The organism is Streptomyces odontotermitis, from assembly GCF_050510915.1.
GTDB lineage: Bacteria > Actinomycetota > Actinomycetes > Streptomycetales > Streptomycetaceae > Streptomyces.
Genome location: NZ_JBNJLS010000012.1, coordinates 85,680 through 111,687, shown reverse-complemented (window position 1 = coordinate 111,687; position 26,008 = coordinate 85,680). Strand labels below are relative to the sequence as shown.

At 72.1% G+C, this 26,008-nt stretch carries 26 protein-coding genes; 16 read left to right on the top strand and 10 right to left on the bottom strand.

The window, feature by feature from the left end; all coding sequences use genetic code 11:
• The first annotated feature begins 23 nt into the window (after window positions 1-23).
• The 3 genes from aceB (at window position 24) to ACQB60_RS29015 (ending at window position 3,707) form a co-directional block, all read left to right on the top strand.
• On the top strand, window positions 24-1,643 hold the full coding sequence (gene aceB, locus ACQB60_RS29025; protein WP_496929046.1) for a malate synthase A: 1,620 nt from the start codon (window positions 24-26) through the stop codon (window positions 1,641-1,643).
• 184 nt (window positions 1,644-1,827) lie between these two features.
• Window positions 1,828-2,442 (top strand): hypothetical protein, encoded by a 615-nt coding sequence (locus tag ACQB60_RS29020; protein ID WP_496929045.1) that lies wholly within the window; start codon window positions 1,828-1,830, stop codon window positions 2,440-2,442.
• A 14-nt stretch (window positions 2,443-2,456) separates the two neighbouring features.
• Window positions 2,457-3,707 (top strand): pentapeptide repeat-containing protein, encoded by a 1,251-nt coding sequence (locus tag ACQB60_RS29015; protein WP_496929044.1) that lies wholly within the window; start codon window positions 2,457-2,459, stop codon window positions 3,705-3,707.
• A 14-nt stretch (window positions 3,708-3,721) separates the two neighbouring features.
• Here the strand turns inward: ACQB60_RS29015 and ACQB60_RS29010 are convergent, their stop codons facing one another.
• Entirely contained in the window at window positions 3,722-4,981 is a 1,260-nt protein-coding gene (locus ACQB60_RS29010; RefSeq protein WP_496929043.1) for an MFS transporter, read from the bottom strand.
• Between the two features lie 162 nt (window positions 4,982-5,143).
• On the opposite strand from ACQB60_RS29010, the gene ACQB60_RS29005 reads away from it, so the two are divergent.
• Window positions 5,144-5,596: a winged helix-turn-helix transcriptional regulator gene (locus ACQB60_RS29005; RefSeq protein WP_496929042.1), complete on the top strand. Its 453-nt coding sequence runs from the start codon at window positions 5,144-5,146 to the stop codon at window positions 5,594-5,596.
• Between the two features lie 57 nt (window positions 5,597-5,653).
• Here ACQB60_RS29005 and ACQB60_RS29000 read toward each other — a convergent pair whose 3' ends face one another.
• Window positions 5,654-6,160, bottom strand: a complete 507-nt coding sequence (locus ACQB60_RS29000) for a carboxymuconolactone decarboxylase family protein (protein ID WP_496929041.1) — start codon at window positions 6,158-6,160, stop codon at window positions 5,654-5,656.
• A 233-nt stretch (window positions 6,161-6,393) separates the two neighbouring features.
• On the opposite strand from ACQB60_RS29000, the gene ACQB60_RS28995 reads away from it, so the two are divergent.
• Complete coding sequence (locus ACQB60_RS28995) at window positions 6,394-7,290, top strand: alpha/beta fold hydrolase (protein ID WP_496929040.1); 897 nt, start codon at window positions 6,394-6,396, stop codon at window positions 7,288-7,290.
• A 19-nt stretch (window positions 7,291-7,309) separates the two neighbouring features.
• On the opposite strand, the gene ACQB60_RS28990 is transcribed toward ACQB60_RS28995, so the two are convergent.
• The 4 genes from ACQB60_RS28990 to ACQB60_RS28975 all read right to left on the bottom strand — a co-directional run bounded on the left by ACQB60_RS28990 (window position 7,310) and on the right by ACQB60_RS28975 (window position 11,171).
• Window positions 7,310-9,058, bottom strand: a complete 1,749-nt coding sequence (locus ACQB60_RS28990; RefSeq protein WP_496929039.1) for a serine/threonine-protein kinase — start codon at window positions 9,056-9,058, stop codon at window positions 7,310-7,312.
• 97 nt (window positions 9,059-9,155) lie between these two features.
• Window positions 9,156-9,506 (bottom strand): hypothetical protein, encoded by a 351-nt coding sequence (locus tag ACQB60_RS28985; RefSeq protein WP_496929038.1) that lies wholly within the window; start codon window positions 9,504-9,506, stop codon window positions 9,156-9,158.
• 38 nt (window positions 9,507-9,544) lie between these two features.
• The gene (locus ACQB60_RS28980) at window positions 9,545-10,426 is read right to left on the bottom strand and encodes a HipA family kinase (RefSeq protein WP_496929037.1); all 882 of its coding nucleotides are present in this window, start codon (window positions 10,424-10,426) and stop codon (window positions 9,545-9,547) included.
• Window positions 10,427-10,463: 37 nt separating this feature from the next.
• A complete protein-coding gene (locus ACQB60_RS28975; RefSeq protein ID WP_496929036.1) occupies window positions 10,464-11,171 on the bottom strand; it encodes a winged helix-turn-helix transcriptional regulator in 708 nt (235 codons plus the stop codon).
• A gap of 84 nt (window positions 11,172-11,255) precedes the next feature.
• Here ACQB60_RS28975 and ACQB60_RS28970 point away from each other — a divergent pair, with 84 nt between their 5' ends.
• The 7 genes from ACQB60_RS28970 (at window position 11,256) to ACQB60_RS28940 (ending at window position 18,001) form a co-directional block, all read left to right on the top strand.
• Window positions 11,256-12,467, top strand: coding sequence for a pyridoxal phosphate-dependent aminotransferase (locus tag ACQB60_RS28970; RefSeq protein WP_496929035.1), 1,212 nt, complete (start codon window positions 11,256-11,258; stop codon window positions 12,465-12,467).
• A gap of 43 nt (window positions 12,468-12,510) precedes the next feature.
• Window positions 12,511-13,122, top strand: coding sequence for a peptidase (locus tag ACQB60_RS28965; RefSeq protein ID WP_496929034.1), 612 nt, complete (start codon window positions 12,511-12,513; stop codon window positions 13,120-13,122).
• A 48-nt stretch (window positions 13,123-13,170) separates the two neighbouring features.
• Entirely contained in the window at window positions 13,171-14,409 is a 1,239-nt protein-coding gene (locus tag ACQB60_RS28960) for an FAD-dependent monooxygenase (RefSeq protein WP_496929188.1), read from the top strand.
• A 134-nt stretch (window positions 14,410-14,543) separates the two neighbouring features.
• The gene (locus ACQB60_RS28955; RefSeq protein ID WP_496929033.1) at window positions 14,544-16,019 is read left to right on the top strand and encodes a VWA domain-containing protein; all 1,476 of its coding nucleotides are present in this window, start codon (window positions 14,544-14,546) and stop codon (window positions 16,017-16,019) included.
• Window positions 16,019-16,819 (top strand): hypothetical protein, encoded by an 801-nt coding sequence (locus ACQB60_RS28950; RefSeq protein ID WP_496929032.1) that lies wholly within the window; start codon window positions 16,019-16,021, stop codon window positions 16,817-16,819. Before ACQB60_RS28955 ends, ACQB60_RS28950 begins: the two co-directional genes overlap by 1 nt.
• Window positions 16,820-16,898: 79 nt before the next feature.
• Window positions 16,899-17,492: a histidine phosphatase family protein gene (locus ACQB60_RS28945; RefSeq protein WP_496929187.1), complete on the top strand. Its 594-nt coding sequence runs from the start codon at window positions 16,899-16,901 to the stop codon at window positions 17,490-17,492.
• Window positions 17,493-17,557: 65 nt separating this feature from the next.
• Entirely contained in the window at window positions 17,558-18,001 is a 444-nt protein-coding gene (locus ACQB60_RS28940; RefSeq protein ID WP_496929031.1) for a hypothetical protein, read from the top strand.
• 137 nt (window positions 18,002-18,138) lie between these two features.
• Here ACQB60_RS28940 and ACQB60_RS28935 read toward each other — a convergent pair whose 3' ends face one another.
• Window positions 18,139-18,900 carry a transporter substrate-binding domain-containing protein gene (locus ACQB60_RS28935; RefSeq protein WP_496929030.1) on the bottom strand — a complete coding sequence of 254 codons (762 nt, stop codon included), beginning with the start codon at window positions 18,898-18,900 and terminating at the stop codon, window positions 18,139-18,141.
• A 124-nt stretch (window positions 18,901-19,024) separates the two neighbouring features.
• Between ACQB60_RS28935 and ACQB60_RS28930 the strand changes: the two genes are divergently transcribed.
• The 3 genes from ACQB60_RS28930 to ACQB60_RS28920 all read left to right on the top strand — a co-directional run bounded on the left by ACQB60_RS28930 (window position 19,025) and on the right by ACQB60_RS28920 (window position 21,201).
• Window positions 19,025-19,945 (top strand): TIGR03619 family F420-dependent LLM class oxidoreductase, encoded by a 921-nt coding sequence (locus tag ACQB60_RS28930; RefSeq protein WP_496929029.1) that lies wholly within the window; start codon window positions 19,025-19,027, stop codon window positions 19,943-19,945.
• 89 nt (window positions 19,946-20,034) lie between these two features.
• On the top strand, window positions 20,035-20,694 hold the full coding sequence (locus tag ACQB60_RS28925) for a hypothetical protein (protein WP_496929028.1): 660 nt from the start codon (window positions 20,035-20,037) through the stop codon (window positions 20,692-20,694).
• Between the two features lie 48 nt (window positions 20,695-20,742).
• Complete coding sequence (locus ACQB60_RS28920; RefSeq protein WP_496929027.1) at window positions 20,743-21,201, top strand: acyl-CoA thioesterase; 459 nt, start codon at window positions 20,743-20,745, stop codon at window positions 21,199-21,201.
• A gap of 39 nt (window positions 21,202-21,240) precedes the next feature.
• Here the strand turns inward: ACQB60_RS28920 and ACQB60_RS28915 are convergent, their stop codons facing one another.
• On the bottom strand, window positions 21,241-21,903 hold the full coding sequence (locus ACQB60_RS28915; RefSeq protein WP_496929026.1) for a DUF4097 family beta strand repeat-containing protein: 663 nt from the start codon (window positions 21,901-21,903) through the stop codon (window positions 21,241-21,243).
• 215 nt (window positions 21,904-22,118) lie between these two features.
• Here ACQB60_RS28915 and ACQB60_RS28910 point away from each other — a divergent pair, with 215 nt between their 5' ends.
• On the top strand, window positions 22,119-23,090 hold the full coding sequence (locus tag ACQB60_RS28910) for an NAD-dependent epimerase/dehydratase family protein (protein WP_496929025.1): 972 nt from the start codon (window positions 22,119-22,121) through the stop codon (window positions 23,088-23,090).
• Window positions 23,091-23,108: 18 nt separating this feature from the next.
• On the opposite strand, the gene ACQB60_RS28905 is transcribed toward ACQB60_RS28910, so the two are convergent.
• A complete protein-coding gene (locus tag ACQB60_RS28905; protein WP_496929024.1) occupies window positions 23,109-24,989 on the bottom strand; it encodes an alpha-L-fucosidase in 1,881 nt (626 codons plus the stop codon).
• Window positions 24,990-25,112: 123 nt separating this feature from the next.
• The gene (locus ACQB60_RS28900; RefSeq protein WP_496929023.1) at window positions 25,113-25,970 is read right to left on the bottom strand and encodes an NAD(P)H-binding protein; all 858 of its coding nucleotides are present in this window, start codon (window positions 25,968-25,970) and stop codon (window positions 25,113-25,115) included.
• Window positions 25,971-26,008 lie beyond the last annotated feature (38 nt).

The window sequence follows — 26,008 nt, the reverse complement described above, 5'->3', positions numbered from 1 at the left end:
CTCGCTGAAGGAAGTGACAGCTCATGTCCGCACCAGCGCCCTCCCCGCTGGCCATCGTCGACGCAGAGCCCCTGCCCCGGCAGGAAGAGGTCCTCACCGACGCGGCGCTCGCCTTCGTGGCCGAGCTGCACCGGCTGTTCACGCCCCGGCGTGACGAGCTCCTCACCCGCCGCGCCGAGCGCCGCGCCGAGATCGCCCGCACCTCGTCCCTGGACTTCCTGCCGGAGACCGCCGCGATCCGCGCCGACGACTCCTGGAAGGTCGCCCCGGCCCCGGCCGCGCTGAACGACCGCCGCGTCGAGATCACCGGCCCGACCGACCGCAAGATGACCATCAACGCCCTCAACTCGGGCGCCAAGGTCTGGCTCGCCGACTTCGAGGACGCCTCCGCACCCACCTGGGAGAACGTGGTCCTCGGCCAGGTCAACCTCGCCGACGCCTACGAGCGCCGCATCGACTTCACCGACCCGAAGTCCGGCAAGTCGTACGCCCTCAAGGACGCCGACCAGCTGGCCACCGTCGTGATGCGCCCGCGCGGCTGGCACCTCGACGAGCGCCACCTGCAGATCGACGGCCGTCCGGTCCCCGGCGCCCTGGTCGACTTCGGCCTCTACTTCTTCCACAACGCCAAGCGCCTCATCGAGCTCGGCAAGGGCCCGTACTTCTACCTCCCGAAGACGGAGTCGTACCTGGAGGCCCGCCTCTGGAACGACATCTTCGTCTTCGCGCAGGACTACGTGGGCATCCCGCAGGGCACGGTCCGCGCCACCGTCCTCATCGAGACGATCACGGCCGCGCACCAGATGGAGGAGATCCTCTACGAGCTCCGCGACCACGCGTCCGGCCTCAACGCGGGCCGCTGGGACTACCTCTTCTCCATCGTCAAGAACTTCCGTGACGGCGGCTCGAAGTTCGTCCTGCCGGACCGCAACCTGGTGACGATGACCGCCCCGTTCATGCGGGCGTACACCGAACTCCTCGTCCGCACCTGCCACAAGCGCGGCGCCCACGCCATCGGCGGCATGGCGGCCTTCATCCCGTCCCGCAAGGACGCCGAGGTCAACAAGGTCGCCTTCGAGAAGGTCAAGAACGACAAGGACCGCGAGGCCGGCGACGGCTTCGACGGCTCCTGGGTCGCCCACCCCGACCTGGTCCCGATCGCGATGGCCTCCTTCGACGCGGTCCTCGGCGAGAAGCCGAACCAGAAGGACCGCCTGCGCGAGGACGTCTCCGTGGCCCCCGGCGACCTGATCGCCATCGACTCGCTGGACGCGAAGCCCACGTACGGCGGTCTCGTCAACGCCGTCCAGGTCGGCATCCGTTACATCGAGGCGTGGCTGCGCGGCCTCGGCGCCGTCGCGATCTTCAACCTCATGGAGGACGCGGCGACGGCGGAGATCTCCCGCTCCCAGATCTGGCAGTGGATCAACGCGGGCGTCGTCTTCGAGAACGGCGAGACCGCCACGGCGGACCTCGCGCGCAAGGTCGCGGCCGAGGAACTGGGCAAGATCCGCGAGGAGATCGGCGCCGACGCCTTCGCGGCGGGCAAGTGGCAGGAGGCCCACGACCTCCTCCTCCAGGTCTCCCTGGACGCCGACTACGCGGACTTCCTGACGCTTCCGGCGTACGAGCGGCTCGTCTGACCCCCGCTCTCCCGCAAGACCTCCGGGCCCCGGCGCCGCACTGCGCCGGGGCCCGGTGTCGTTGCCGCCCGAGGGTCCTTACGATGTCGGTCGTCGATGTGGCACGACCGGACGGGGGCGGATTGTGAACAGCGGGCCGTACACGCAGTGGCCGCAGGCCGGGGGGCCAACTCCCTGGACCCCGTTGGACGATCACCTCCTCTATACGTGCCATGTCGTCGAGGACCTTGTGGCGGGCAAGCTCGCCGACCGGACGCCGATACCGTCCATGGCCCGCCTGGCTCCCGGGGAGCTGTCGCTCGCGGTGGGGCCCGCCGCCCGTTCCACCTGGCGGGGGCTCGGGGACGGCTCCTACACGCACACCTCGACGCTGGCCGTGGGGCGGCCCGGGTTCGTGATCGGGAGCCTGGTCGGCACGGCGCTCGGCAACGCGGCGCGGCGGCGGCAGGCCGCGGCCAACGCCCAGGAGCGCTGGGTGCCCGACGGCCAGGGCGAGGTCACCGTCACCGACCGGCGCGCCTACTTCGGGCATCCGCAGAACTGGCTCGACCTCGGCTGGAGCGGACTCGACACGGCGGACCTCGTCGCCCCCGACGTCTTCCAGTGCTCCTTCCGGGACATGTACAACGGCTCGGCCCAGACGGTTCAACTCCACAGCTTCTGGGCGTCGTTGGTCTTCGTCCTGGCCGCGCATTCCGCCTTCCCCGCCCATCCCCGCCTCCTGGGCGGCACCTGGCTTCCGCCGGAGTTCGAGGCCAAGTGCCAGGCGTACGGGCGGACCTGCCCTCCAGTGCGCTGAGGCCGCCCCCCGTCATGAGTCAACGTCTCTCCCAGCCCTCCGAGCTCTCCCAGCGCGCGAACGAAGAACGGCGCGGCCTGCGGCTCTGGCCCGTCGGCACGGTCCTCACCCTGGCCTTCGTCGTCGCGCTGCTCGTCGCCGCCGGGGTCTTCTACACCGCCTGGGATCTGCTGGGAGCACGGGAGTTGAAGCCCGAGCACCGGATCGACTCCAAGACGCTCTTCGATCTCGTCAAGCTCTCCTTCGGCGTGGTGGCCGGGGCCGGTGCGCTCGTGGCCCTGATCGTCGCCTACCGCCGCCAGCGCGTGGACGAGGACGGCGCGCTGCGGGACGCCACGCGCCTGCACACCGAACGCTTCACCGCGGCGGTGTCGCAGCTCGGCGACGACTCCGCCGCGGTGCGCCTCGGCGGCGTGCACGCGCTTGCCGGGCTCGCCGACGACGCCCCGACGCGCGAGCTGCGCCAGACCGCCATCGACGTCCTGTGCGCGTACCTGCGCCTCCCCTACGTCGCGGAGGCAGACCTCCCCAACGGCGACGCGCAGGCCCGGCACGCCTACCAGGCCCTGCGGGAGGTGCGGCACACCGTCATCCGGCTCGTACGGGATCACCTGCGGCTGGCGGCCGGGCATCCGCACTCGTGGCAGGGGCACGACTTCGACTTCACCGGGGTGGTCTTCGACGGTGGGGACTTCAGTGAGGCGGTGTTCTCGGGCGGGAAGGTCAGCTTCGGTGGGGCGGCCTTCTGCGGAGGAGAGGTGAACTTCGGCTCGGCGGTGTTCTCCGGGGGCGAGGTCAGCTTCCGGGAGGCCGCCTTCTCCGATGGTGAAGTCAGCTTTCTCGGGGCGAAGTTCAGCGGTGCCACGGTCCACCTCCTGAAAGCGCGGTTCTCCGGCTGCGGAGTCAGCTTCCTCGGGGCCAAGTTCTCCGGCGGCACCGTCTTCTTCACCGGGTCGGTGTTCTCCGACGGCTGGATCAACCTCTTCGGGGCACAGTTCTCCGGAAGTGAAGTCGTCCTCACCAACGCGGTGTTCTCCGGCGGCCGAGTCGACTTCAGCGCGGCGGAATTCTCCGCCGGGGACGTCGACTTCCAGAGCGCGGTGTTCCAGGACGGCACGGTCGACTTCGACAACGCGGCGTTCCTCGGCGGCAGGGTCGACTTCAAGAACGCGACCGGCAGGGCGCCGGACCATCTGCTCCCGCAGGACGGGGAGAACGTACCGGCCGGGGTGGTCCTGCCCCCGGCCTGGCAGACAAGCTCGTAACGATCTTCCCCGCCTTACCGCGCCCCGCCGCGCGTGCACGCCCACAGCACCAGCCCCAGGCAGCTGAACCCGGCACCCAGCACGCACACCGCGCCCCAACCGGCCACCGCGTAAAGGGACGTTGAAGCAAGGGCGCCGATCGCGCTGCCGAGTGAGTAGAAGATCATGTAGCCGCCGATCAGCCGGCTGCCCGCCTCCGGGTGCAGCGCGTAGATCAGGGTCTGATTGGTGACGTGGACCGCCTGTACGGCCAGATCGAGCAGGATCACCCCGAGGAACAGGGCCCACAGCGAGCTCCGGGCGAAGGCCAGCGGCAGCCAGGAGACGGCCAGCAGGGCCAGGGCGATGCCGGTGGTGTGCCGGGAGAGTCCGCGGTCGTTGAGGCGCCCCGCCACGTTCGCGGCCAGCGCGCCCGCGACACCGATCAGGCCCAGGGCCCCGATCTCGCTGTGGGACATGGAGTACGGGGCCTCGCTGAGCGGCAGCGCGACGCTGCTCCACAGGGTGCTGAACGAGGCGAAGACCAGCAGGCCGAACAGGGCGCGCAGCCGGAGCAGCCGCTCCCCCGCGAACAACGCGGCCGTGGAGCGCAGGAGTTGACCGTAGCGGAGGCGGGTGGCCGTCGGCCCGGCCCCTCCGTGGCGCGGCAGCACCCGGTGCAGGACCAGGGCGAGCAGCGCCGTGAGCGCCGCCGAGGCGACGTAGACGGAGCGCCAGCCCGCGAGGTCGGCCAGGAGGCCGGACACGGTGCGGGCCAGCAGGATGCCGATGACCACTCCGCTGGTGACCAGGCCGACGACCCGGCCCCGTCCGGTGGGCGGGGCCAGTGACGCCGCGAAGGCGACCAGCGTCTGGGTGACGACGGCGAGCAGCCCCGTGGCGGCCATGCCCGCGAGGAGGACCACCGCGGCGCGGGCGGTGGCCACCCCCGCCAACGCCACCACGAGAAGCAGGAGTTGGGCGACGACGAGCCGCCTGCGGTCGGTCACGTCGCCCAGCGGCACGAGGAAGAAGAGCCCCAGGCCGTAGCCGACCTGCGTGAGGGTGACGACGCTGCCGACGAGCGCCGGGCTCATGGAGAGGTCGTGGCCGATGGTCACGAGGAGCGGCTGGGAGAAGTAGACGTTGGCGACGGCTGCGCCGCAGGCGACGGCGAAGAGGATGACGACGGCCCGGGAGAGGACGAACTTCTCGGAGCCGCCCCCTCGCGCTCCCTGCACTCCCCGCGCACCGGTCTCACAATTGCCCGTCGCCGTCGCGCAGTTGCCCGACATCAGCACCCCTCCCCATACTGGTTGCAACTTGCTACCAGTGAGGACGGTAGCCCCACTGGTAGCATGTTGCAACCAGTGGGGATGCGAGCCGCAGAGCTGAGCCGCAGAGCTGAGCTTCAGAGCTGAGCTTCAGAGCTGAGGAAGGAAGAGAGGGAGGTCGCCATGGTCACCAGAACCCGCTTCGATGACAGCGAATGTCCCGTCGCCCGGTCCGTGGACGCGATCGGCGACTGGTGGTCCCTGCTGATCGTGCGGGACGCCTTCGACGGCAGCCGGCGCTTCGGGGAGTTCCAGCGCAGCCTCGGCGTCGCGAAGAACATCCTCACCACGCGCCTGCGCAACCTCGTCGCCGGGGGCGTCCTCGAATCCGTCCCCGCCTCGGACGGCAGCGCCTACCGCGAGTACGTGCTGACGCCGAAGGGCAAGGCGCTCTTCCCCGTCATCGTGGCCCTGCGGCAGTGGGGCGAACAGAACTTCTTCGCCCCCGGCGAACCGCACTCGGAGCTGGTCGACCGCCGCCGGGGAGAGCGCCTGCGTGCCCTGGAGGTCCGGTCTGCGGACGGGCGCCGCCTGGATCCCGACGACACCACGGTCCACAAAGTCGCGGCGCGGTGACCGGGCAGGGCAGCCTCCAAGATCAGCCAGGCCCTCGACGCCGCCTGACGGGACGCCTCAGTTCCACGGATCCGTGAACGACCGGCCGGGGACCGGCTTGGCGATGAGGGCCACGGGGGTGAAGAAGTTGACCTGGCCGATCGCGAACATCAGCGTGGCGAGCGCCTTCGGCTCGTAGTGCTCGGCCGCCTGCGCGTACAGGTCGTCGGAGACCCGTTCGCCCTCCGCGGACGGCTGGAGCACGGCCTCCACCAGCGCCAGCGCGGCACGCTCGGCGCCGGTGAAGTACGGCGAGTCCTTCCAGGACGCCACCGACGCGATCCGCTCCTGCGACTCCCGGGCCTTGTTCAGGAATCCCGTGTGCAGAACGGTCAGGTAGGTGCTGCCGGCGATCTGTCCGGCGCGCAGCTGCACCAGGCTGATCGTCGAGCGCGGCACCGAACCGTTGCCGGTCACCTTGAACAGGGCCGCCGACACCTCCGCCATCCCGGGCACGAGCCCCGCCGGGTCCTCCGGCATCCTCGGGGTCATCGGGACCTCTGCCGTGATCGATCGCGTTGCCATCGCTGTCTCCTTAGGGCTTTCGAGAAGGGCCTCTTGAGAAGAACCTCTTGAGAAGGGCCCCTCGAGTTGCTTTCACTGCCCTGACGGATCGCGCGGGAGAAGTGTGACCGCCCGACGGCGCCGAGAACGCCCCGCTCGCCGTCGAGGTGGCCGCGCGCGAACTCGACCGGTCCTCCGCGGGCGGATGAGAGGCTGGTCCCGTGATCGGGCTGTGAAAGGTGAAGGGGAGCGGCTTGAGAGAGTGCGATCTGGAGCTGAGTGACGGGCGGCGGCTGCACGTCTACGACACCGGCGCGGACGGGTCCGAGGACTGCGGCCCCGTCGTCTTCTGGCACCACGGCACGCCCAACATCGGCGCACCGCCCGAGCCGCTGTTCCCGGCCGCCGCACGGCTGGGGGTCCGCTGGGTGTCGTACGACCGTCCCGGGTACGGGGGTTCGCCCGCCCGGCCGGGGCGGACCGTGGCCTCGGCCGCCGCCGACACGGCCGCCGTCGCCGACGCGCTCGGCATCGGCCGGTTCGCGGTCATGGGCCACTCCGGCGGCGGCCCGCACGCGCTGGCCTGCGCCGCGCTGCTGCCGGAGCGCGTGCTCGCCGTGGTGGACGTGGCGGGGCTCGCGCCGTTCGGGGCCGACGGACCTGACGGATCCGACGGACCTGATGGACTCGACGGACCCGACGGACTCGACTGGTTCGCGGGGATGGCGGACTGCGGTGTGGCGTCCCTACGGGCAGCGGTCGAGGGGCGCGCGGCGAAGGAGCGGTACGAGGCGGCCGCCGCGTACGACCCGGAGATGTTCACGCCGGACGATCACGCCGCGCTCGCGGGTGAGTGGTCCTGGTTCGGCGGGATCGTCGGCCGCGCCCTCGCACACGGTCCGGGCGGGCTGATCGACGACGACCTGTCCTACGTCGCTCCGTGGGGGTTCGACCCCACCGGCATCACCGCGCCCGTCCTCTTCCTGCACGGCGGCCGGGACCGGGTCGCGCCCTGTGCGCACAGCCGGTGGCTCGCGGGCCGCTGCCCCTCGGCGGAGCTGCGGGTGAGCCCGCCCGACGGGCACATCTCGGTGCTCGGCACCGGTGGTGCGGAGGCCCTGGCGTGGCTCGTGGACCGCTCCCGCCGCTGAGACGGATCCCGCGGCCGATTCACTTCGACTCGGCGCACAGGTATCCGCCGCTGATCAGGATCCGTTCACGCGCGGCCAACCCCGACCCGCAGGCTTCCTCGCCCAGCACCTTCAGATGCTGGTCGGTGCCCCTGACCCGCACCTCGTAGTCGGCGGCCTCCGCCCAGCAGGGCACCTTGCCCCACTCGGACGAGCCCCTGCCGTCGCCCATGGAAACGTCCCTGTACAAGCAGTCGCCCACGTCGGCCGACTCGACGTCGCCGTGCCATTCGCGGCTGACGAACCCGGAGAAGCCCTGATTGGTGGCGTACAGGAGCAGGGCGAGGCCGAGGGCGACGACGACGGCCAGGAAACAGCCCCCGGAGGAGGACGAGGAAGACGAGGGGGACGAGGAGGACGAGGGGTTCGAACTGCCCGGGGACTTGGCGCTGTTCGGGGAGTTCGGACCGCTCTTGGGCTGCTGCCGCGCGGGCCCCGCGGGCTTCGGCCGGGACGTCTCCGTGACCCTGCTCGCCGTACTCGCCGTACCCGCCGTACTCGCCGCGCTCAGGCTGCTCCCCGGCGTCAGCACCAGGCCCGTCCCCTGCACGCGAGCCGTCAGCCGCAGGGTCGTCCCCGCCTTCACGTACGTCTCGTTGGGTGCGCTGCGCGGCCCGCCGGTGATCCACGCGCGCACGTCGCGGTCGCCCGCCTCGATCTCGAAGGTGCCGGTGCGGCCCACCGGGATGCGCCCGACGAGCACGTCGTCGACAAGGAGCCGCAGGAGCGTGCCGACGTCGTTGGTGACCTTCAGCGTCGCGCGCTCAACCCGCCCGGCCCGCCGCGTGTTCCTGGCCCGCTCGGGCCGCTCCGCACGCTCCACCTCTTCCAGATCTTCCCACTCTTCCCTCTCTTCCAGCTCGTCCAGCTCGTCCAGCGGCTTGGTGAACCCGTCCGAACCCCCGCCCCCCGGCGCCGACTTGAGCATCTCCTCGGCCTGCCCGATCGACGGCCTCTCGTCCGGCTCCTTCGCGAGCAGACGCGTGAGCAGCGGTCCGAGGCGCCCGGCGCGACGCATGGGCGGCGGGTCGTCGTACGCGACGGCGTGCAGCGAGGCGGCCGCCGTGTCCCGCTGGAACGGGCTTCTCCCCTCCACCGCCTCGTACAGCGTCGTGCCCAGCGAGAAGAGGTCGCTCGCCGTGCCGCCCCGGTCCCCCAGGGCGCGTTCCGGCGCGAGGTAGGGCGCGGAGCCGATGACCGCGCCGGTCACGGTCAGGGACGTGCCCTCCTCGGAGGCGGCGATGCCGAAGTCGGTGAGGAGGATCTGCCGGTCCTCGGTGAGCAGCACGTTGGCGGGCTTCACGTCGCGGTGCACGATGCCCGCACGGTGCGCGGCGCCGAGCGCGGCGAGCAGCGCGGCGGCGATGCCCTCGACGGCGGGCGGCTCCAACGGCCCGCTCTTGAGCCGGTCTTGGAGCGTGCCGCCGCTGACGAGCTGCATCACGATCCAGGGGCGGTCGTCGTGCATGACGACGTCGTGGACGGTGACGACGTTCGGATGGTCGCGCAGCCGCGCGGCGCTGAGCGCCTCCCGTTCGGCGCGCTTGAGCCGCGCGGACTGTTCCGCGGCCGACAGCTCCGGGCGCAGCCACAGCTCCTTGAGCGCCACCCGGGTCTCCAGGCGGCCGTCGTGCGCCTCCCACACGCGGCCCATGCCGCCGGACCCGAGGACCCGGACCAGCCGATAGCGGTCCGCGATCACGTCGCCCTCGCGCGCCCCCTGCGTCACTGCTCCCCCTGCCTGCCACCTGAGCGGAGTCCCGCATCGTAGAGCACCTGGAGATGCGTTCTGGTTCCCGTCGGGGCCGGTTCCGGCCCAGGAGCCGTCAGTCTCCCTGGGACCAAGCGGCGCTCGGCAGGGACAGGTAGACGCCGAAGTCGGCGATCCCGGTGGCGGCGCGGATGCCCGCGTGCAGCGCGTCCACGCGCTCTTGGCGGTTGGCTTCCCTGCTTGCGGTCCACTTCGACTTGATCTCGATCACCACCGTCAGACCGCTACGGTCCAGCGGGCTCAGCGGCCGGAAGCGGATCTCGACGTCCCCGGGCCGCAACTCGCCGTCGTACGGCTCCTCGGGGCACTCCACGGCCAGGGACACCAAATGCGGCAGCACCGAACCGAGTTCGCGCAGCTGAGGCTCGGGCACCGTGGGCACGTAGGTCACTTCGACAAGCGGCATCCTCAACACCCTAGACGGTGGCCGGAGAGGCGCAGAACTCACCGCGTCTGCGGTCTCCCCTGCAAGTCCGGCACCCGCTTCAGCCACGCGGGCCGCCCCGCCTCCACCGCCCGCGCCCGCCGCACGTCCTCCGAGGCGAGCTCGTCGCGCGAGGGGAAGCCCTCGGGCAGCCACGCCGCGGAGGATCGGGCGCGCTCCGCGAGGTAGGTGACGTACGCCTCCCGGACCTCCTCGGGGCCGGCGAATCCGGGCTCTCCCGCCAGCCACGCCTCCGGCACCTCCGCCACGATCTCCCGCAGCAGCTCCTCGGTCACCTGCGGCGCCAGCTCCGCGTCCGCCGCCCGGACGTCCGGCCCGTAGCCGCCGAGCGCGTGGTGGCGGAAGTCGTACGCCTTGTCCGGCGCCGACGTGCCCCAGCGGTGGTGGAAGACCAGCGCCGCCCCGTGGTCGATCAGCCAGAGCCGGGGCGGCTGCACCCCGAACGTCGGCCAGATCATCAGGTTCGAGCTGTGCACCGTGCGGTCCACGTTCGCGGTGAGGGCGTCGAGCCAGACGATGCGGCCCGCCTCCAGCGGGTCCACGTCGATCGCCTCGGGCGTGAAGTCGGCGGCGCCCGGCAGATAGTCCATGCCCAGGTTGAGCCCGGCGCTGGCGTGCAGCAGGTCCTGGACCTCCTGGTGCGGCTCGTCGGCGGCGACCGCCGGGTCGAAGTGGACCAGGACCAGGTCCGGGAAGCGCAGCCCGAGGCGGCGGGCGAGCTCGCCCACGATGATCTCGGCGACGAGCGCCTTGGTGCCCTGCGCGGAGCCGGTGAACTTCACGACGTACGTGCCGAGGTCGTCGGTCTCGACGACGCCGGGCACGGAGCCACCGGTCCGCAGCGGGGTCACATACCGGACAGCAGTCACTTCTCGCAGCACACCGGCCACCTTAAGCGGCCGTGCGGCCGCCCCGCGATCAGGTTTCCCGCAGGGCCGCCAGGGCCTTGGCGAGGCGGCCCTCGCCCGTGACCTCGATGCGGCCGTCCCGCACCGCCTCCGCGAGCGTCGCCGCTCCCCGGCTCACCTCGGCGCAGGTCTCGGCGGACAGGGCGAGGCGGACGTCGGGGTCGGTGGGCGCCGGGCCGTCGCCGTAACCGGTGTCGCCGACGGTCTCTCCGACCGTTGTCTCCCCCACCGACGTCTCCCCCACCGGCGCCTCTCCCACTCGTACGTGGAACTGCCCCTCGTCCAGCCGCACTTCCGCGGTCCCCGGCACCCCGAGCCCCGCCAAGTGCCGCAGCAGCGGCAGCGCGAACCAGTGGGCGCGCACCGCGTCCGTGTCCCTGCGCTCGGCGAGGGCAGGGGCGCCCCACGTGCCGAGCGCCTGCAGGACCGGGAGCAACTCGCGCCCCCGGCCGGTGAGTTCGTAGACGGAGGCCGCCGCGGGCGGCGGGAGCTTGCGGCGGGTCACCAGGCCCTCCCGCTCCATGTCCTTGAGGCGCGAGGCGAGGACGTCCGTACTCACACCCGGGAGGTCGGCGTGCAGGTCCGTGTAGCGGCGCGGCCCGACGAGCAGCTCGCGGACGACCAGCAGGGTCCAGCGGTCGCCCACCGCGTCGAGGGCGCGGGCGGCCGCGCAGTACTGGTCGTAGCTGCGCCTGGAGGGCGTACGGCGAGGTGGCATGCGACGCAGTCTAAGCAATTTGTTGGACTTTCCAAGGTGCTACTTGGTAAAACCAAGTCACTAACGTCACAGGAGGCGCGTCGCATGGAGTTCCGGCAGTCGAGCAAGCTCAGCGAGGTCTGTTACGAGATCCGGGGCCCGGTCATCGAGCACGCCAACGCCCTGGAGGAGGCGGGCCACAGCGTGCTCCGCCTCAACACGGGCAACCCCGCGCTGTTCGGCTTCGAGGCGCCCGAGGAGATCGTCCAGGACATGATCCGGATGCTCCCCACGGCCCACGGCTACACGGACTCGCGCGGCATCCTCTCGGCCCGCCGCGCCGTCGCCCAGCGCTACCAGGCCCTCGGCCTGACGGAAGTCGACGTCGACGACATCTTCCTCGGCAACGGCGTCTCCGAGCTCGTGTCCATGGCCGTCCAGGCCCTCCTGGAAGACGGCGACGAGGTCCTCATCCCGGCCCCCGACTTCCCGCTCTGGACCGCCGTCACCACCCTGTCCGGCGGCAAGGCCGTGCACTACCTGTGCGACGAGCAGGCGGACTGGTACCCCGACCTCGACGACATGGCCGCGAAGATCACCGACCGCACCAAGGCCGTCGTGATCATCAACCCGAACAACCCCACCGGCGCGGTCTACCCCCGCGAGGTCCTCGAAGGCATCCTCGACCTGGCCCGCCGCCACGGCCTGATGGTCTTCGCCGACGAGATCTACGACCAGATCCTCTACGACGGCGCCGTGCACCACAGCGTCGCCGCGCTCGCCCCCGACCTGGTGGTCCTGACCTTCTGCGGCCTCTCCAAGACGTACCGCGTCGCGGGCTTCCGCTCGGGCTGGATGGTGGTGACCGGACCCAAGCAGCACGCGAAGAGCTACCTGGAGGGGCTCACCATGCTCGCCTCCATGCGGCTGTGCCCCAACGCCCCCGCCCAGTACGCCATCCAGGCCGCACTCGGCGGCCGCCAGTCCATCCACGAGCTCACCGCCCCGGGCGGCCGCCTCCACGAGCAGCGCGACAAGGCGTGGGAGAAGCTCAACGAGATCCCGGGCGTCAGCTGTGTGAAGCCGAAGGGCGCGCTGTACGCCTTCCCGCGCATCGACCCGAAGGTGCACCCCATCGTCGACGACGAGAAGTTCGTCCTCGACCTCCTCCTCCGCGAGAAGATCCAGGTCGTCCAGGGCACCGGCTTCAACTGGCCGCGCCCCGACCACTTCCGCATCCTCACGCTGCCGTACGCCGACGACCTGGACGCCGCGATCAGCCGCATCGGCCGCTTCCTCAGCGGCTATCGGCAGTGACGTACCGGGCCTGTCAGCAGTGACTGACGTACCGTCGTTCGCCATGAACCACGACTGCACCGCCTGCCCGCTCCCCTCGTACACCCAGTTCGCCTCGCCCGAGCTGGTCGGGCCGATCGTGTACGAGGGCCACGACCGCGGCGACGACCCCGCCTGGCGGGAGTCCGGCGCGGCGACGCTCGACGACTACGCGCGCTGGTGCGGGCACCTGTGCGGCCTCACGTGCTTCCGCATGGCCCTGGGGCCGGCCGCCCCCTCCCTCTTCGAACTCCGCGACGGGGCGCTGAAGTTCGGCGCCTACACGGAGGACGCGGAGGGCGAGATCCGGGGGCTCGTCTACGCGCCGTTCGCGGAGTACGCACGCGAGGTGCACGGCATCGGCACCACCGTGCACCGGCACCTTTCGGTCGAGGAGATCATCGGCCTGCTCGACGAGGGGCGCACCGTCATGGCCTCCGTGCACTTCGAGATCCGGCGCCCGCACCGCCCCGCCCCTGGCCGCGGCGGGCACCTGGTGCTCCTGACCGCCCGCACCCCGGACGGCAGGCTCCACTTCCACAACCCCTCCGGCATCGACGCCGCCACCCGCACCGCCACCCTCGCGCCCGAACACTTCGAGCCGTTCTTCGCGGAACGCGGCGTGTCCATGTACTGACGGCGGGTGCTGACAGAGGGTCATCACTGCTGCCAGGATGGCCGGATGATGCGTGGAGGCAAGGTCGCCGTCGTGGGCGGCAGCATCGCCGGGTGCGCCGCGGCCGTCGCCGCACACCGGGGCGGCGTGGACGAGATCACGGTGTACGAGCGGGCGGCGGGCGACCTCGCGGAGCGCGGGGTCGGGCTCGCGGCGCACAACTCCCGTTACGCGGAGCTGGAGTCGGCCGGGTACATGGACGCGGGCATGCCATGGGTGCAGCTGGTGCGCCGCCGGTGGTACGTGCGCGACGACGACGCGGCATCGGGGTCGCTCGGGCGCGAGTTCGCCGTGACGCCCTTCCCCTTCCGTACGTACAACTGGGGCCCGCTGTGGCGGGAGTTGCGCGAGCGCGTGCCCGCGTCGGTGCGCTTCCTCGGGGGCTCGCGGGTGACGGGGGTGCGACCGGGCCCCGACGGCGCCGAGGTGGAGACGGAGACCGGCCACAGCGAGCGCTTCGACCTGGTGATCGGCGCCGACGGCTACCGCTCGGTGGTCCGTGAGTCCTTCGCCGAGGTCCGGCCCGCGTACGCCGGGTATCTCGCCTGGCGCGGCGCCTACCCCGAACACCGGCTCCCGCACCCGGAGTTGTGGGCGCGCGAGGACGCCGTGTACGCGGTCTTCCCGGGCGGCCACGTCATCATCTACCGCATCCCGGACGACCACGGCGGCGACCGCGTCAACTGGGTCCTCTACACCGCCCCGCCCCCGGACGGCGCCCTCGGCGGCCTCGGCCTGGACCGCGACCTGACGCTGGCCGCCCCCACCAGCCTCCCGCCGGGCGGCCTCACCGAGGCCCTCGACCGCCACCTCAGGTACGTGGCGGAGCAGCTGCTGCCGCCCTACTGGGGCGAGTTGGTGCTCCTGACGAAGCCCGCCGAGTGCTTCCTCCAGCCCATGTATGACTTCACGGCGCCCCGCTACACCGCGGACCGCGTCCTGCTCATGGGGGACGCGGCCACGGTCGCGCGCCCGCACACCGGCGCGGGCGCGGTCAAGGCGCTGCAGGACGCCACGGTCCTGGAGTCCGCCTTCGCCACCGCCACGACCTGGCCGGACGCCCTCGACACCTACGAAACCGACCGCACGCCGGCCGGCCGCACGATGGTCGACCTGGGCCGGGCCCTCGGCCGCGCCCTCGTACAGGAGACACCGGACTGGCGCGGGCTCGACCAGGCGGGCCTGGAGGCGTGGTGGAAACAGGCGGACGGCTCGGGCTCGTTCGGGGGGAGTGAGCTGCGGCGCTGAGCGGCGCGAAGCCGCCTCGGCGAGGGGAGCGAACTCGCTCGGACAAGGGGCGCCACTTACGGCGGTGGCGCCACCGGCGCCCGGATCCATGTCCCCTTTTTGGGGTTGTCGGCGAAGATCAATAGGATCCGGCGATGATCACAAGACAACGGACGGCGGTCCGGGGCCGAGGCCGCGTCCGCAGGGTCCCGCCTGCCCTGCGACGCCTGGCACGCACTCTCGCCGCACCGGCCGAAAGCCCAAGTACGTCCAGTACGAGGGCTTCCGGCCAGCACGCCGAGAGCACGCACCAGACGCCGCAGGGCCCGCCCTCCGGGCGGACGACGGGACCCTGCGGACGCGGCCTCGCCCTGCTCGCCGCCCTGACCGCCGTGCTGCTCGGGGCGGGTCCGGCCGCCGCCGACGGCGAACCGGCCGACGAGCCGCAGCAGGCCGCGCCCAAGGTCGAGTTGATGCTCGACGTCAGCGGGTCCATGCGGGCCCGCGACATCGACGGACGCTCCCGGATGGCCGCCGCGAAGCAGGCGTTCAACGAGGTGCTCGACGCGACGCCCGACGACGTCGAGCTCGGCATACGGACCCTCGGCGCCAACTACCGCGGCGACGACCGCAAGACGGGCTGCAAGGACACCGAGCTCCTCTACCCGGTCGGCAAGCTCGACTCGGCGGGCCGCACCGAGGCGAAGGCCGCCGTGGCGACGCTCGCGCCCACCGGCTGGACCCCGATCGGCCCGACGCTGCTCAAGGCCGCCGACGACCTGGACAAGGGCGACAAGGAGGCGAGCCGCCGCATCGTCCTCATCTCCGACGGCGAGGACACCTGCCAGCCGCTCGACCCGTGCGTGGTCGCCCGCGACATCGCCGCCAAGGGCATCCACCTCACCATCGACACGCTCGGCCTGGTGCCGGACGCCAAGACCCGCGACCAGCTCAGCTGCATCGCCGAGGCCACCGGCGGCACCTACACCTCGGTCCGGCACACCGACGAACTCTCCGGCCGCGTCAAGCAGTTGGTCGACCGGGCGGCCGACCCCGTGGTCACCCCCGTGGCCACCGAGGGTGCCGCGCAGTGCACCGACGCGCCCGAGCTGAAGTCCGGTCTCTACACCGACCGCGAGACCTTCGGCGAGCACCGCTACTACCGCGTTCCCGTGAAGCCGGGCCAGGAGCTCCGCGCCTCCGTGAGCGTGGGCGCCGACCGTGCGGTCAACCCCGACTACGGGGTGCTGCTCACCGCGTCCACCGAGAGCGGCCGCGAGTTGGTGCGCGGCTCCGAGGCGGGCGACGGCCGCACCGACGTCATCTCCACCGGCCTGCGCTACCCGAAGGCGGAAGCAGAGGACGACGAGGACGAGGACCGGGCCGAGTCCGTCTGCCTGCGCGTGAGCAACTCCTTCTCCGCGCCCGCCTCCGTCAAGCGCGCGCCCGGCCTGCCCGTCGAGCTCGCCGTGGACGTCGTGGACGGCCCGGACCAGGCGTCCGACGTGGCCTTCTTCGGCCTCGGCCACGGCTGGTGGCTGCTCGGCCTGCTGGTCCTGACCGGCTTCGTCGGCGGCGTCATCTGGGGCTGGCTGTCGCGCTGGCGCTTCGCGGTGTGGAGGACCAACTGATGCGTACGGTGAGTGTGTTGCGTAATTCCGCGCTCCTCGCGGGGGCGGCACTGCTGGCTCTCGCGGGCCCGGCGACGGCCGACGACGGCGACAGTGGCGGCACGGACAAGAAGTCCGCGCCCCCCTCCCAGGCGGGCACCTCCTTCCGCACCGCCACCGCACTGACCCCCGACGCGGACGAGGCGGCCACGGCCGACGCCTCCACGGGCGACTACCTGTACTGGTCGTTCCCCGCGGACGCCGGGCAGCGCGCCACCGTGCACACCACGGTGAAGCTGCCCGAGGCCGCCGCCCGGCACGCCGCGTCGACCTGGCAGCTCGACGTGTACGACGGGCTCCGCCGCCACCAGGCGTGCCGCCTGGGCACGCCGACGAGGACGGCGGCCCAGGACGCGGGCTCGGTCTCGCTCTCCTGCACGCTGCGTACGGTCAGGTCCTGGTCGGAGCAGTGGGCCAACGACCCGCTCCCCGGCACCTATTACGCCCGCCTGACCGTCACCGGCCTGAAGGCGGACGACCTGGGTGCGCCCGTGCGGGCCGAGGCGAAGGTCACCACGACCGACGCGGGCGGGGCGCAGGCCGTCGACGGCAAGCTCGCCGAGCCGCTGGTGCCCGGCGCGGGCAGCGCGGGCAAGACGGTCGCCGCCGCCGAGCCCGAGGACGGCTGGGCCTCCGGCTGGTGGTCCTCGCGCTGGATCTGGACCGGCCTCGGCGGCGTCCTCGCGGCGCTCGCCGGTATCGGCGGCTACGCCCTGACGCGCGGCTCGGGCCGCCCTTCGAGGGTGCCGCCCGCCGTCTGACCTGCCCGTCGTGGCAATCTCGGTGGTGGCCGTGCCGCACGGCAGGGCCACCACCGAGCGAACGGACGGTACGCGAACCATGGGTGATCTGCTCCTCGTGCGGCACGGCGAGACCGAGTGGTCCCTGAGCGGCCAGCACACGAGCTGGACGGAGATCCCCCTCACCGAGAACGGCCGCAGGCAGGCCCGTTCCCTGGCCCCGCTGGTCGGCACGTACCGCATCGGCGCGGCCTTCACGAGCCCGCGCGAGCGCGCCCGCGAGACCGCGGCGCTCGCCGGGTTCCCGGACGCGACGGTGGACCCGGACCTCGCCGAGTGGGACTACGGCGCGTACGAGGGCGTCACGACCGTCGAGATCCACCGCACCCGCCCCGACTGGTACCTGTTCACGGACGGCGCCGCCCCCGGCCCGCCGGAGCACCCCGGTGAGAGCCCCGAGCAGGTGGCGGACCGCGCGGACCGCATGCTGGCGAAGGTCGATGCCGCCCTCGCCAACAACGAGGGCAGCGTCCTCCTCTTCGCCCACGCCCACTTCCTGCGCGCCCTGACGGCCCGCCGCCTCGGCCTGCCCGCATCGGGCGGCTCGATCTTCCTGCTCGCGACGGGGACGGTGAGCCGCCTCAGCACGGAGCACGGGCGGCCGGTGGTGGCGAGCTGGAACGTACGTCCGTAACACCCGTAAAATTCCCGAGCAGCGGGAATGCGGGGGAAATTGGACTCAAGGGGGAATGGGCAGAAATGTCCACCACGGCCACCAAGTGGTCAGAACGCCACGCACTGAAGCTGCCCTGGATCATCGTCCTCGGCGGCGCCGCATCGGTCGTCACGGGAGATCACCTGTGGCGCTGGGTCGCGGGCCTCGGTCCCGGCGCGGCCCCCGCCTTCGGCGCGTTCTGCGGCAGCGCCATCGTGTGTACGTGGACCTTGGCCGACTCCGCGCTGAGGAGCCGCCAGTGGGTGCGCTTCACCGGCACGGCAGCCGTCGGCCTCGTCGCGTTCCTGGCCCTGGCCTGCCTGGTCCCGGGCCGCCACCGCCTGACCGGTTCCCTCGCCCTGCCGGACGACCAGCGCATGTGGGTGGAGGAGAACCCCTCGGTGTGGTGGGCGATCGGGGGTGGCGTCGCGCTCGGAGGACTGGCGCTCTGGCAGGCGAAGCGATCGGCGGGGCGTTCCAAGGGGTAGCCCCCACTCCACCGATCACGCCACCCCGCTGATCACCCCAACTCGGCCGGTGACATGTTGAGTTGGGCGGCTCACCGCCGCCCGTTCATCTGAGGCCGCATCTGAGGTCTCCGCGCGGCGCCCTCGCCGGCAGGCGCTCAGCCCCTCGCAGGCGGCGCCACCAGCGCATCGTCCTGGCCCGCCCGCCGCAGCGACTCCGCCACGAAGCCGCCGGCCTTCAGCTCCTCGACCAGCTGGGCGAGGAACCGCACCGTCTCGGGCCGGCGCCCCTTCGTCGTGCCCACCGCCTGGCGGATCTGCATGAACCGGTCCTCGATCAGCCGGACTTCGGGGTGTGCGGCGACGTACGCGGTCATCGGCTGCCGGATGCCCGCGCCCGCCTCCAGGCCCTCCTCGCGGAACGTGTCGACGCCCTCCGCGCCCCGTACGACGATCGCGTGCTCCAGGGTCCGGGTGAGGAACAGGTCGTAGGCCGACCCCTTCTTGACGCCGATGCGCACTCCGTCCCGGTCGACGTCGGCGGCCGTCGTGAAGTCCGCGTCCCGGGGCACCACATAGACGCCCTCGATGACGACGTACGGCGCCGTGAAGGCGACCTCGGCCTCGCGTGCGGGCTCGACGGCGAGGAAGCAGAGGTCGGCGCGGCCCGTGGCCATCGCCTCGTACGAGGCGCGCGCCGCGTCGAAGCAGAGGAACTCCACCGGAAGCCCGAGCCGGGCGCCGACCTCGCGCGCGATGTCGACCGTGATGCCTCCGGGCGCCTCCGGGGTGCCCTGGGCGAGGACCGGGTTGCCGAGGTTGATGGAGGCGCGCAGCACGCCGGTGGGCGCGAGGTCCTCGGCGACGGCAGGGCTCGGGGCGGAGGAAGCGGCGGCGGAGGAGGCGGTCGGGTTGGTCATGTGCCGGAGTGTAGGTCCGTAGGGGATCAAGCGCCCGAATCCGGACCCGTACGTGATCAAGCGCACTCCGCCCCAAGAGAGTTCCGGTTTCACGTGGCGCCGCGACTGCGAAAGACTCGTGATCATGCGATACGGCGTGAACCTTCTCAACTTCGGCCCCGGCACCACCCCCGACTCCCTCGTCCGGCAGGCGGCCGACGCCCGCGCGCTCGGCTTCCGCTTCGCGATGATCTCCGACCACATCGCGGTCACCCCCGATGTGCACGAGGTCTACCCCGCCCCGTTCTACGACCAGTTCGTGCTCGCCGCCCACCTGGCGGGCCGCGTCCCCGGCCTCCAACTCGGCACCACGATCACCGTCATCCCCTACCGCCACCCCCTCCAGACGGCCCGCCTCGCCGCCAACATCGACCGCCTCAACGACGCCGGGTTCATCCTCGGCGCGGGAGTGGGCTGGTCGCGCGCCGAGTACGAGGTCCTCGGGGTGCCCTTCGAGGAGCGCGGCGCGATCACGGACGAGTATCTGACCGCGATCCGGGCGGCGTTCAGCGAGGAGCAGGTCTCCTTCCAGGGCCGCTACGTCTCGTACGAGGGCGTGCACACCACCCCCACCCCCGCGACCCGCCCCCAGCTCCCCGTCTGGGTCGGCGGCAACTCGCCCGCCGCCCAGCGCAGGGCGGCCCGGCTCGGCGAGGGCTGGCACCCCTTCATGCCCACGCTCGACGCGCTGCGCACCGCGCTCCCCCGGCTCGCGGCCGAGGCGGAGGCGGCGGGCCGCCCGGCGCCGGAGTTGGTGCCCCGCCTCCAGATCCGCCTCACCGGGGGCTCCGAGACCCCCGACACCGCCGACCGCCCGCTGGGCCACGGCAGCGTCGACCAGCTCCGCCGCGACCTGACCGCCCTCGCCGAACTGGGCACGACCCACGTCCTGTTCGACACCTACCCGGGCTCCCCCGGCGAGCGGGGCAGCGCGCAGGACGACCTGCGAGTGCTGGAGCTGCTGGCCGAGAAGGTGGTGGACGTGGAGAGCGGGGAGGTGCGCTGAGCGCGCCCCTCCGTCGCCCGCCTCCGTCGGCCCCCTCCGTCGGCCGCCCCGGGCGGCGATTGTCAGTGGGGCGGGGCACCATCGGTGTCATGGGGAAACCGACGACGGCGGCACAGCGCCGCATCATCGAGGCCGCGGACCCGGCGACGGGCCGTCTGACGGGCAGCGAGGCCCAACTCGCGGGCCTGGTGCGGCTGCGCCTCGCGTTCCGGCATCCCCGGCCGCCGCACGCGTACTTCCTGACGCCCGCGGGCCATCGCATACGGGAGGGAGAACCGGACCCGGACCTGGACCCGACCCCGACCCCGGCCCCGGTCACTCCCGCCCCCGCGGAGGCACGAGGGACGTTCGCCGCCCGGACAGGGATCGAGACGACTGCACCGCCGCCCGCAGGACCCGCCCGGACCCGGGAAGTCCGCAGCGCCTGGGAGGGCCTGATCGAGCTGCGCCGCATGACGAACCAGGACGGGTCGCGGGAGCGCCCCTGCGACTGGGAGCGCACGCATCTCGTACAGGCGGCGGCCCTCGCCCTGGAGTCGGCGGGCTGCCACCCGGCCGGTCCCGCCGATGAGGGCTATCGGGTGGAGAGTTCGGCCCAGCCGGAGGCGGTCACGGTGCGGGCACCGGGACCGGAGGCGCTGCGGGACTGCGCGGCAGCGCTGGAGAGGGCGGGCTGGCAGGTGAGCGAGCATGCGGAGCCGCGTGCGCGGGGTGCCCGCTATCTGCTGGCGTCTCCACGCCGTACATGACCACGAACCGACCACGAAGAACTGCCACCCTTGAAAGGTAGGACCCCTGTGACCGACCGCACCGAGCCGACGGAACTGACCGAGCCGGCCGAACCGTTCACCACCCGCATCACCGTCCGCGGCTACGAGACGGACTCACAGGGCCACCTCAACCAGGCCGTCTACCTCCAGTACGCCGAGCACGCCCGCTGGGAGGCGATGCGTGCGGCCGGGATCCAGCAGTCCGACCTGCTCGACAAGGGCGTCGGCCCGGTCGTGATGGAGACGACGGTCCGCTATCTGCGGGAGCTGCGCGCGGGCGACGAGGTGGCGGTGACCTGCCGGTTCATCTGGGGCGAGGGCAAGTCGTTCCGGATCGAGCAGACCATCCGCAAGACGGACGGCACGACGGCGGCCACGGTGAGCGGGGTCGGCGCCCTCCTGGACCTCAAGGAGAGGCGCACGGTGGCCGACCCCAAGTCGTACTTCCGCGCCCTCGCGTCGGACCTCGGCATCTTCGATCTCTGAGTTCTCTGAGTTCTCCGACTCTTCTTGAATCGAAGGTGCTCAGAGGCTGTGGGCGGCGATGTCGCCGTGGGCGGTCGTGGCGTGGATGTCGAGTGCGGGGGCACCGTCGTTCTTGAGGGCGTTGCTGACGCGGCCGTAGCCGGTGGTGGCGGTCAGGGCGGCGGAGACCCCGGCGGCGGCGCCGATCGATATGTCGCCGGACCCGGTGGTGAGGCTGACGGTGCCGCGTGCGGCTTCGGTGACGTGGATGTCGCCGCGTGCAGTGCTGATCTGGGCGGGGCCGTGCAGGCGGCCGACCTTGACGTCGCCGTCGGTGACGACGAGGCGGAGGCTCTCGGCCTCCTCGACCGTGAACTGGCGCTGTGCGCCGTCGACGACGACGTCACCGAGGCGTCCGGTGCCGTGGAAGCCGGCGCCGCCCGACTTCACCTCGACGCGGGAGCCGGTGGGCAGGTGGACGGCCACCTCGACGGAGCCGGAGGGGCCGAGGATCTGCTTCTTCGTACGGGACTCGATGCGCAGGACCCCGTCGGCGCAGGCGACCTCGGTGCGCTCCGCCGCCTGCACGTCGCGGCTGTTCGCGGAGTCGGCGGGGCTGACCTCGACCGTGGTGTCGGCGCGGTCGGCGGCGATGAACCGGATGTGTCCCGCGGGGATCTCGACGACGGCCGAGACGGGGGCGGGGGTGTCGAACGTCAGCATCATGCGCTCCTACCTGTACCTGCTGCCTGCTGCCTGCTGCCTGCTGCCTGCTGCCTGATCCTGTGGTCCGCGAACTCCTGCGGTCTGCGAACAAGAAGGACGGTAGAGCCGTTGCCACGGCTTGGCATGCTGCTTGAGCAGGATTCGGGGCGGGACGGATATCCCGCGAACCGCATGCCGCGCCGCCCACCGCAGCCGCCCACTAAGGTCACCCCATGCGCGTACTCGTACTGGGCGGCACCGCCTTCATCGGCCGGGCCATCGTGGAAGAGCTGCTGCGGAGCGGCGCCGACGTGACCCTCTTCGGGCGGGGGAAGACGGGCACCGAGCTCTTCCCCCGGCTCACCCGGCTCATCGGGGACCGGGACAGCGGGGACTACGAGGCCCTTCAGCAGCCGCACGACACGTGGGACGCCGTCGTCGACGTGAGCGGCTATCTGCCCCGGCACGTCGCGCAGTCCATGCGCGCGCTGAGCGGGGCCGGACGCGTCGGCCGGTATCTGTTCATCTCCAGTCACGCCGTGTACCGCCAGGACGGACTCGCCCCCGGATCCGACGAGGACACCCCGCGCCTCGCCCCCGTCCGCGACACCGAGGTCCTGGACGGGTCCACCTACGGCGCCTTCAAGGTGGCCTGCGAGGACGACGTGCTCGGGCGGTACGGGGACCGGGCCGCCCTCGTGCGGGCGGGCAAGGTCGCCGGGCCGCACGACCCGTCCGACACCTTCACCTACTGGGTGCGGCGGGCCGCGCGGGGCGGGCGGATCGCGCTGCCCGCCGACCCGGCCCAGCCGGTCCAGGTCGTCGACGTACGGGATCTCGCCCGGCTCGTCGTGCGCCTGCTCGCCGACGACCGGGGCGGCGCGTTCCAGGCCGTCGGGCCCGCCGAGCCCGTCACTCTCGGCGGGCTCATCGAGACCTGTGCGCGGGTGGCGGGATCGGACATCGAGATCGTGCCCGTCGATGTCGACCCCGCCGACCTGCCGCCCCTCTTCCCCCTCGTACGGCCCAACTGGGCGACCCAGCAGCGGAGTTCGGAGAGGGCGCGGGCGGCAGGACTGCCCGCGACCCCGCTCCACGTGACCGCCGCCGACGTCCTGTCCTGGGACCGCGAGCGGGGCGAGCCGCCGCTCAGCAAGGGGTTCACGCCCGAGCAGGAGCAGGCCCTGCTCGACGGGCACAGGTGACACAGGCGCAGCGGAGAGTCAGTCCGCGTACAACTGCGCCCGCGGCACGACCTGTTGCTCCTGTCCGGGGCTCGACCACAGCAGCTTCATGTGGGCCTCGCCCGTCTGTTCCGCGTACTCCACCTTGATCGCGTGGCGCTTGCCCGCCGTGAGGGCGAGCTGGGCCTTGTCGGTCTTCGGCTCGTGCGGGGACCAGGAGTCGATGACGAGTTTGCCGTCGATCCAGACGCGGGCCATGTCGTCGGAGACCGTCGTGAGCGTGTACGTCTCCGTGCGGCGCGGCACGATCGAGCCCGTCCAGCGGATGCTGAACTTGTCCGACGGGATGGACGCGTCGGGTGAACCGGCGAACTTCCAGGCGTGGTTGACCGTCGGGTCGGTGCGGGTGAGCTTCGGGGTGCCGCTCAGGTCGGCGTTGTCGAAGACCTCCTCCTTCAGGCCCTTGCCGCGGCCCGCCGGGGCCGTCGCGCCCGGGTCCACCGTCAGCTCGACGACCGTCGCCGTGTCGTTGGTGGCCGCGCCGGACGGCGTCACGTCGTAGCCGTCGCCGGACTTCGCCACGGTGACCTTCTGGTCGCTGCCCAGCACGCGCGCCGACTTCACGGCGAACGACGGCGTACGGGACTTCAGGTGCAGCGAGCCGCCCGCCGCGGGCCACTTCGTGACCGCCGCGTACAGCTTGTTGCCCTTCCTGCTCACCGAGCCCCACTCCGGCTCCTCGACCAGACCGCCGTAGCGCGCGCCGAAGACCGCGTCGCCCTGGCCGGCCGTGCGCAGCCAGTCGCCCATCTGCCGCAGCCGGTCCACGGACGGGGCGGGGATGCGGCCGCGGGAGTCCGGCCCGACGTTCAGCAGGTAGTTGCCGCTGCGCGACGTCGTCGCGAGGAGGTTGCGGGTCAGCGTCGCCGCCGACTTCCAGTTCTGGTCGTAGCGCGCGAAGCCCCAGTGGTCGTTCAGCGTCATGCAGGACTCCCAGAGCTGGCCGTCCACCGGCGCTCCGGGGATCTCCTGCTCGGGGGTGCCGTAGTCGCCGTCGGTGACCCGGCGCTTGCCGACGCGGTTGTTGATGACCAGGTCCGGGTCGAGGCCGCGCAGATACGACTCCAGCCGCTCCCCGTCCCGCGCGGTCCACGGATTGTGCGGGTTCTCGGTGTCCCACTCGCCGTCGAACCAGAGCAGCGCCGGGTCGTAGTTGTCGATCAGCTCCTTCAGCTGCGCGTACATGCGCTTCTCGTACTTCGGGAAGGTCGCCGGGTCGGCGAAGTCCGGGTCGTGCCAGTCCCAGATCGAGTAGTAGAAGCCGAGCTTGATGCCCGCCTCGTCGGCGGCCTTCTTCAGCTCGGCGAGGATGTCGCGGTTCTTGTCGAAGCCGGAGTGGTCGCGGATGTTCCAGCCGTTCACCTTCGTCGGCCACATCGCGTAGCCCTCGTGGTGCTTGGAGGTGATCACGATGTACTTCATCCCGGCGTCCTTGGCCGCCTTGACGACGGCCTTCGCGTCGAAGTCGGCCGGGTTGAAGGTGGCGGCCTGCTTCTCGTACTCGGCCATGGGGATGTTGCACTCGCGCCTGATCCACTCGGCGTTGCGGCACACCGAGCCGTCGGGCCGCCGGTACTCGCCCTCCAGGTTCGAGTACGCGCCGAAGTGGATGAACATCCCGAAGCGGTCCTGGCGGAACCAGTTGGTGCGGTCGGCCGTGAAGGGGTCGTCCTTGGCGTAGTCGGTACCGGGGCCCGCGGCCTGGGGGCGGGGCTGCTGTGGCGGGGTCCCTGTCCTCCCCGCCGCGGCCGTGCTCACCGGGACAGCGGTGCTCAGCAGCGCCGCCGCGAGCAGGAAGGTGAACCCGGTGACTCTTCGGCGGACGACTCGACGGCTTGCACGTACGGGTGTTGCGCGCATGGGGCGGCTCCCGAGGTTGTGGGGTCGCTCGGGAACGTAGGGACGAATACATCGGATGTCAACGGGGTCAACTCGTCGACTTCGGTCGGGAGTTGACCCCATTCCCCGCTATCCGTCCGATGACTAGCGGAAAGCCTCTACGTGGTCGGTCACCCAGTCCCCATACGTACGGGGCCCCCGGCCGAGGATCTCCGCGACGTCCTCCGTGAGCCGGACGTTGCCGCCGTCGCGGATGAACGCCATGCCCTGGAGGACGTCCCGGGCGTACTCGGGCTCCATGCCCGCCGCGCCGGTCAGCCGCTCGAAGGCCGCATCCGCCGGCACGTCCACGGTCTCGACCGGGCGCCCGAGCGCCGCCGCGAGCGTGGCCGCCTGGTCGGGTGCGCTGATCGCCTCGGGGCCCGTCAGGGTGAGCACCCGGCCCGCGTGCCGCGCGGAGAGGAGGGTCTCGCCGGCGACCTCCGCGACGTCGCGCGGGTCGACGACGCCCTGGCGGCCCGCGCCCGTGAAGTTCGGGACCGGGGCCCCGGAGCGGATCGGCTCGGCCCACTGGAGGGTGTTCGAGGCGAAGGCGGAGGGACGCAGGACGGCCCACTCCAGGCCACTGGCCCGGACGGCCTCCTCCCCCGGCAGGTGCCGGGTCCCCACCGCACCGAGCCGTGCGTCGCCGGTGCCGATCGCCGAGAGCTTCACCACGCGCCGCACCCCGGCCGCCCGCGCGGCGGCGACGAGGGGCAGGTCGCGGTCCCGGTACCGGGGCCCCAACACCCCCACCAGAAAGGCGGATTCGGCGCCGCCGAAGGCACTCTTGAGGGAGTCGGCATCGTCGTAGTCCCCTGCCACGATCTCGACGCCGGACGGGAGGAGGGCCTCGGCCCGCTCCGAATCCCGGACGAAGGCGCGGACCTGTTCGCCGCGCTCGGCGAGGTGGCGGACGAGTGCGCTGCCGATGGTGCCGGTGGCACCGGTGATCAGAATCATGCCCTCAACGGTGGTGCGGGCGGCGGCGGTTCTCTAGG

Coding starts and splice junctions, on each gene's coding strand:
- ACQB60_RS28930 (WP_496929029.1), top strand. CDS start 19,025: ATGCGATACGGCGTGAACCTTCTCAACTTCGGCCCCGGCACCACCCCC.
- ACQB60_RS29010 (WP_496929043.1), bottom strand. CDS start 4,981: ATGTCGGGCAACTGCGCGACGGCGACGGGCAATTGTGAGACCGGTGCG.
- ACQB60_RS28950 (WP_496929032.1), top strand. CDS start 16,019: ATGCGTACGGTGAGTGTGTTGCGTAATTCCGCGCTCCTCGCGGGGGCG.
- ACQB60_RS29000 (WP_496929041.1), bottom strand. CDS start 6,160: ATGGCAACGCGATCGATCACGGCAGAGGTCCCGATGACCCCGAGGATG.
- ACQB60_RS28985 (WP_496929038.1), bottom strand. CDS start 9,506: ATGCCGCTTGTCGAAGTGACCTACGTGCCCACGGTGCCCGAGCCTCAG.
- ACQB60_RS28970 (WP_496929035.1), top strand. CDS start 11,256: ATGGAGTTCCGGCAGTCGAGCAAGCTCAGCGAGGTCTGTTACGAGATC.
- ACQB60_RS28965 (WP_496929034.1), top strand. CDS start 12,511: ATGAACCACGACTGCACCGCCTGCCCGCTCCCCTCGTACACCCAGTTC.
- ACQB60_RS28910 (WP_496929025.1), top strand. CDS start 22,119: ATGCGCGTACTCGTACTGGGCGGCACCGCCTTCATCGGCCGGGCCATC.
- ACQB60_RS28900 (WP_496929023.1), bottom strand. CDS start 25,970: ATGATTCTGATCACCGGTGCCACCGGCACCATCGGCAGCGCACTCGTC.
- aceB (WP_496929046.1), top strand. CDS start 24: ATGTCCGCACCAGCGCCCTCCCCGCTGGCCATCGTCGACGCAGAGCCC.
- ACQB60_RS28905 (WP_496929024.1), bottom strand. CDS start 24,989: ATGCGCGCAACACCCGTACGTGCAAGCCGTCGAGTCGTCCGCCGAAGA.
- ACQB60_RS28975 (WP_496929036.1), bottom strand. CDS start 11,171: ATGCCACCTCGCCGTACGCCCTCCAGGCGCAGCTACGACCAGTACTGC.
- ACQB60_RS28960 (WP_496929188.1), top strand. CDS start 13,171: ATGCGTGGAGGCAAGGTCGCCGTCGTGGGCGGCAGCATCGCCGGGTGC.
- ACQB60_RS28945 (WP_496929187.1), top strand. CDS start 16,899: ATGGGTGATCTGCTCCTCGTGCGGCACGGCGAGACCGAGTGGTCCCTG.
- ACQB60_RS28925 (WP_496929028.1), top strand. CDS start 20,035: ATGGGGAAACCGACGACGGCGGCACAGCGCCGCATCATCGAGGCCGCG.
- ACQB60_RS29015 (WP_496929044.1), top strand. CDS start 2,457: ATGAGTCAACGTCTCTCCCAGCCCTCCGAGCTCTCCCAGCGCGCGAAC.
- ACQB60_RS28915 (WP_496929026.1), bottom strand. CDS start 21,903: ATGCTGACGTTCGACACCCCCGCCCCCGTCTCGGCCGTCGTCGAGATC.
- ACQB60_RS28935 (WP_496929030.1), bottom strand. CDS start 18,900: ATGACCAACCCGACCGCCTCCTCCGCCGCCGCTTCCTCCGCCCCGAGC.
- ACQB60_RS28940 (WP_496929031.1), top strand. CDS start 17,558: ATGTCCACCACGGCCACCAAGTGGTCAGAACGCCACGCACTGAAGCTG.
- ACQB60_RS28955 (WP_496929033.1), top strand. CDS start 14,544: ATGATCACAAGACAACGGACGGCGGTCCGGGGCCGAGGCCGCGTCCGC.
- ACQB60_RS29005 (WP_496929042.1), top strand. CDS start 5,144: ATGGTCACCAGAACCCGCTTCGATGACAGCGAATGTCCCGTCGCCCGG.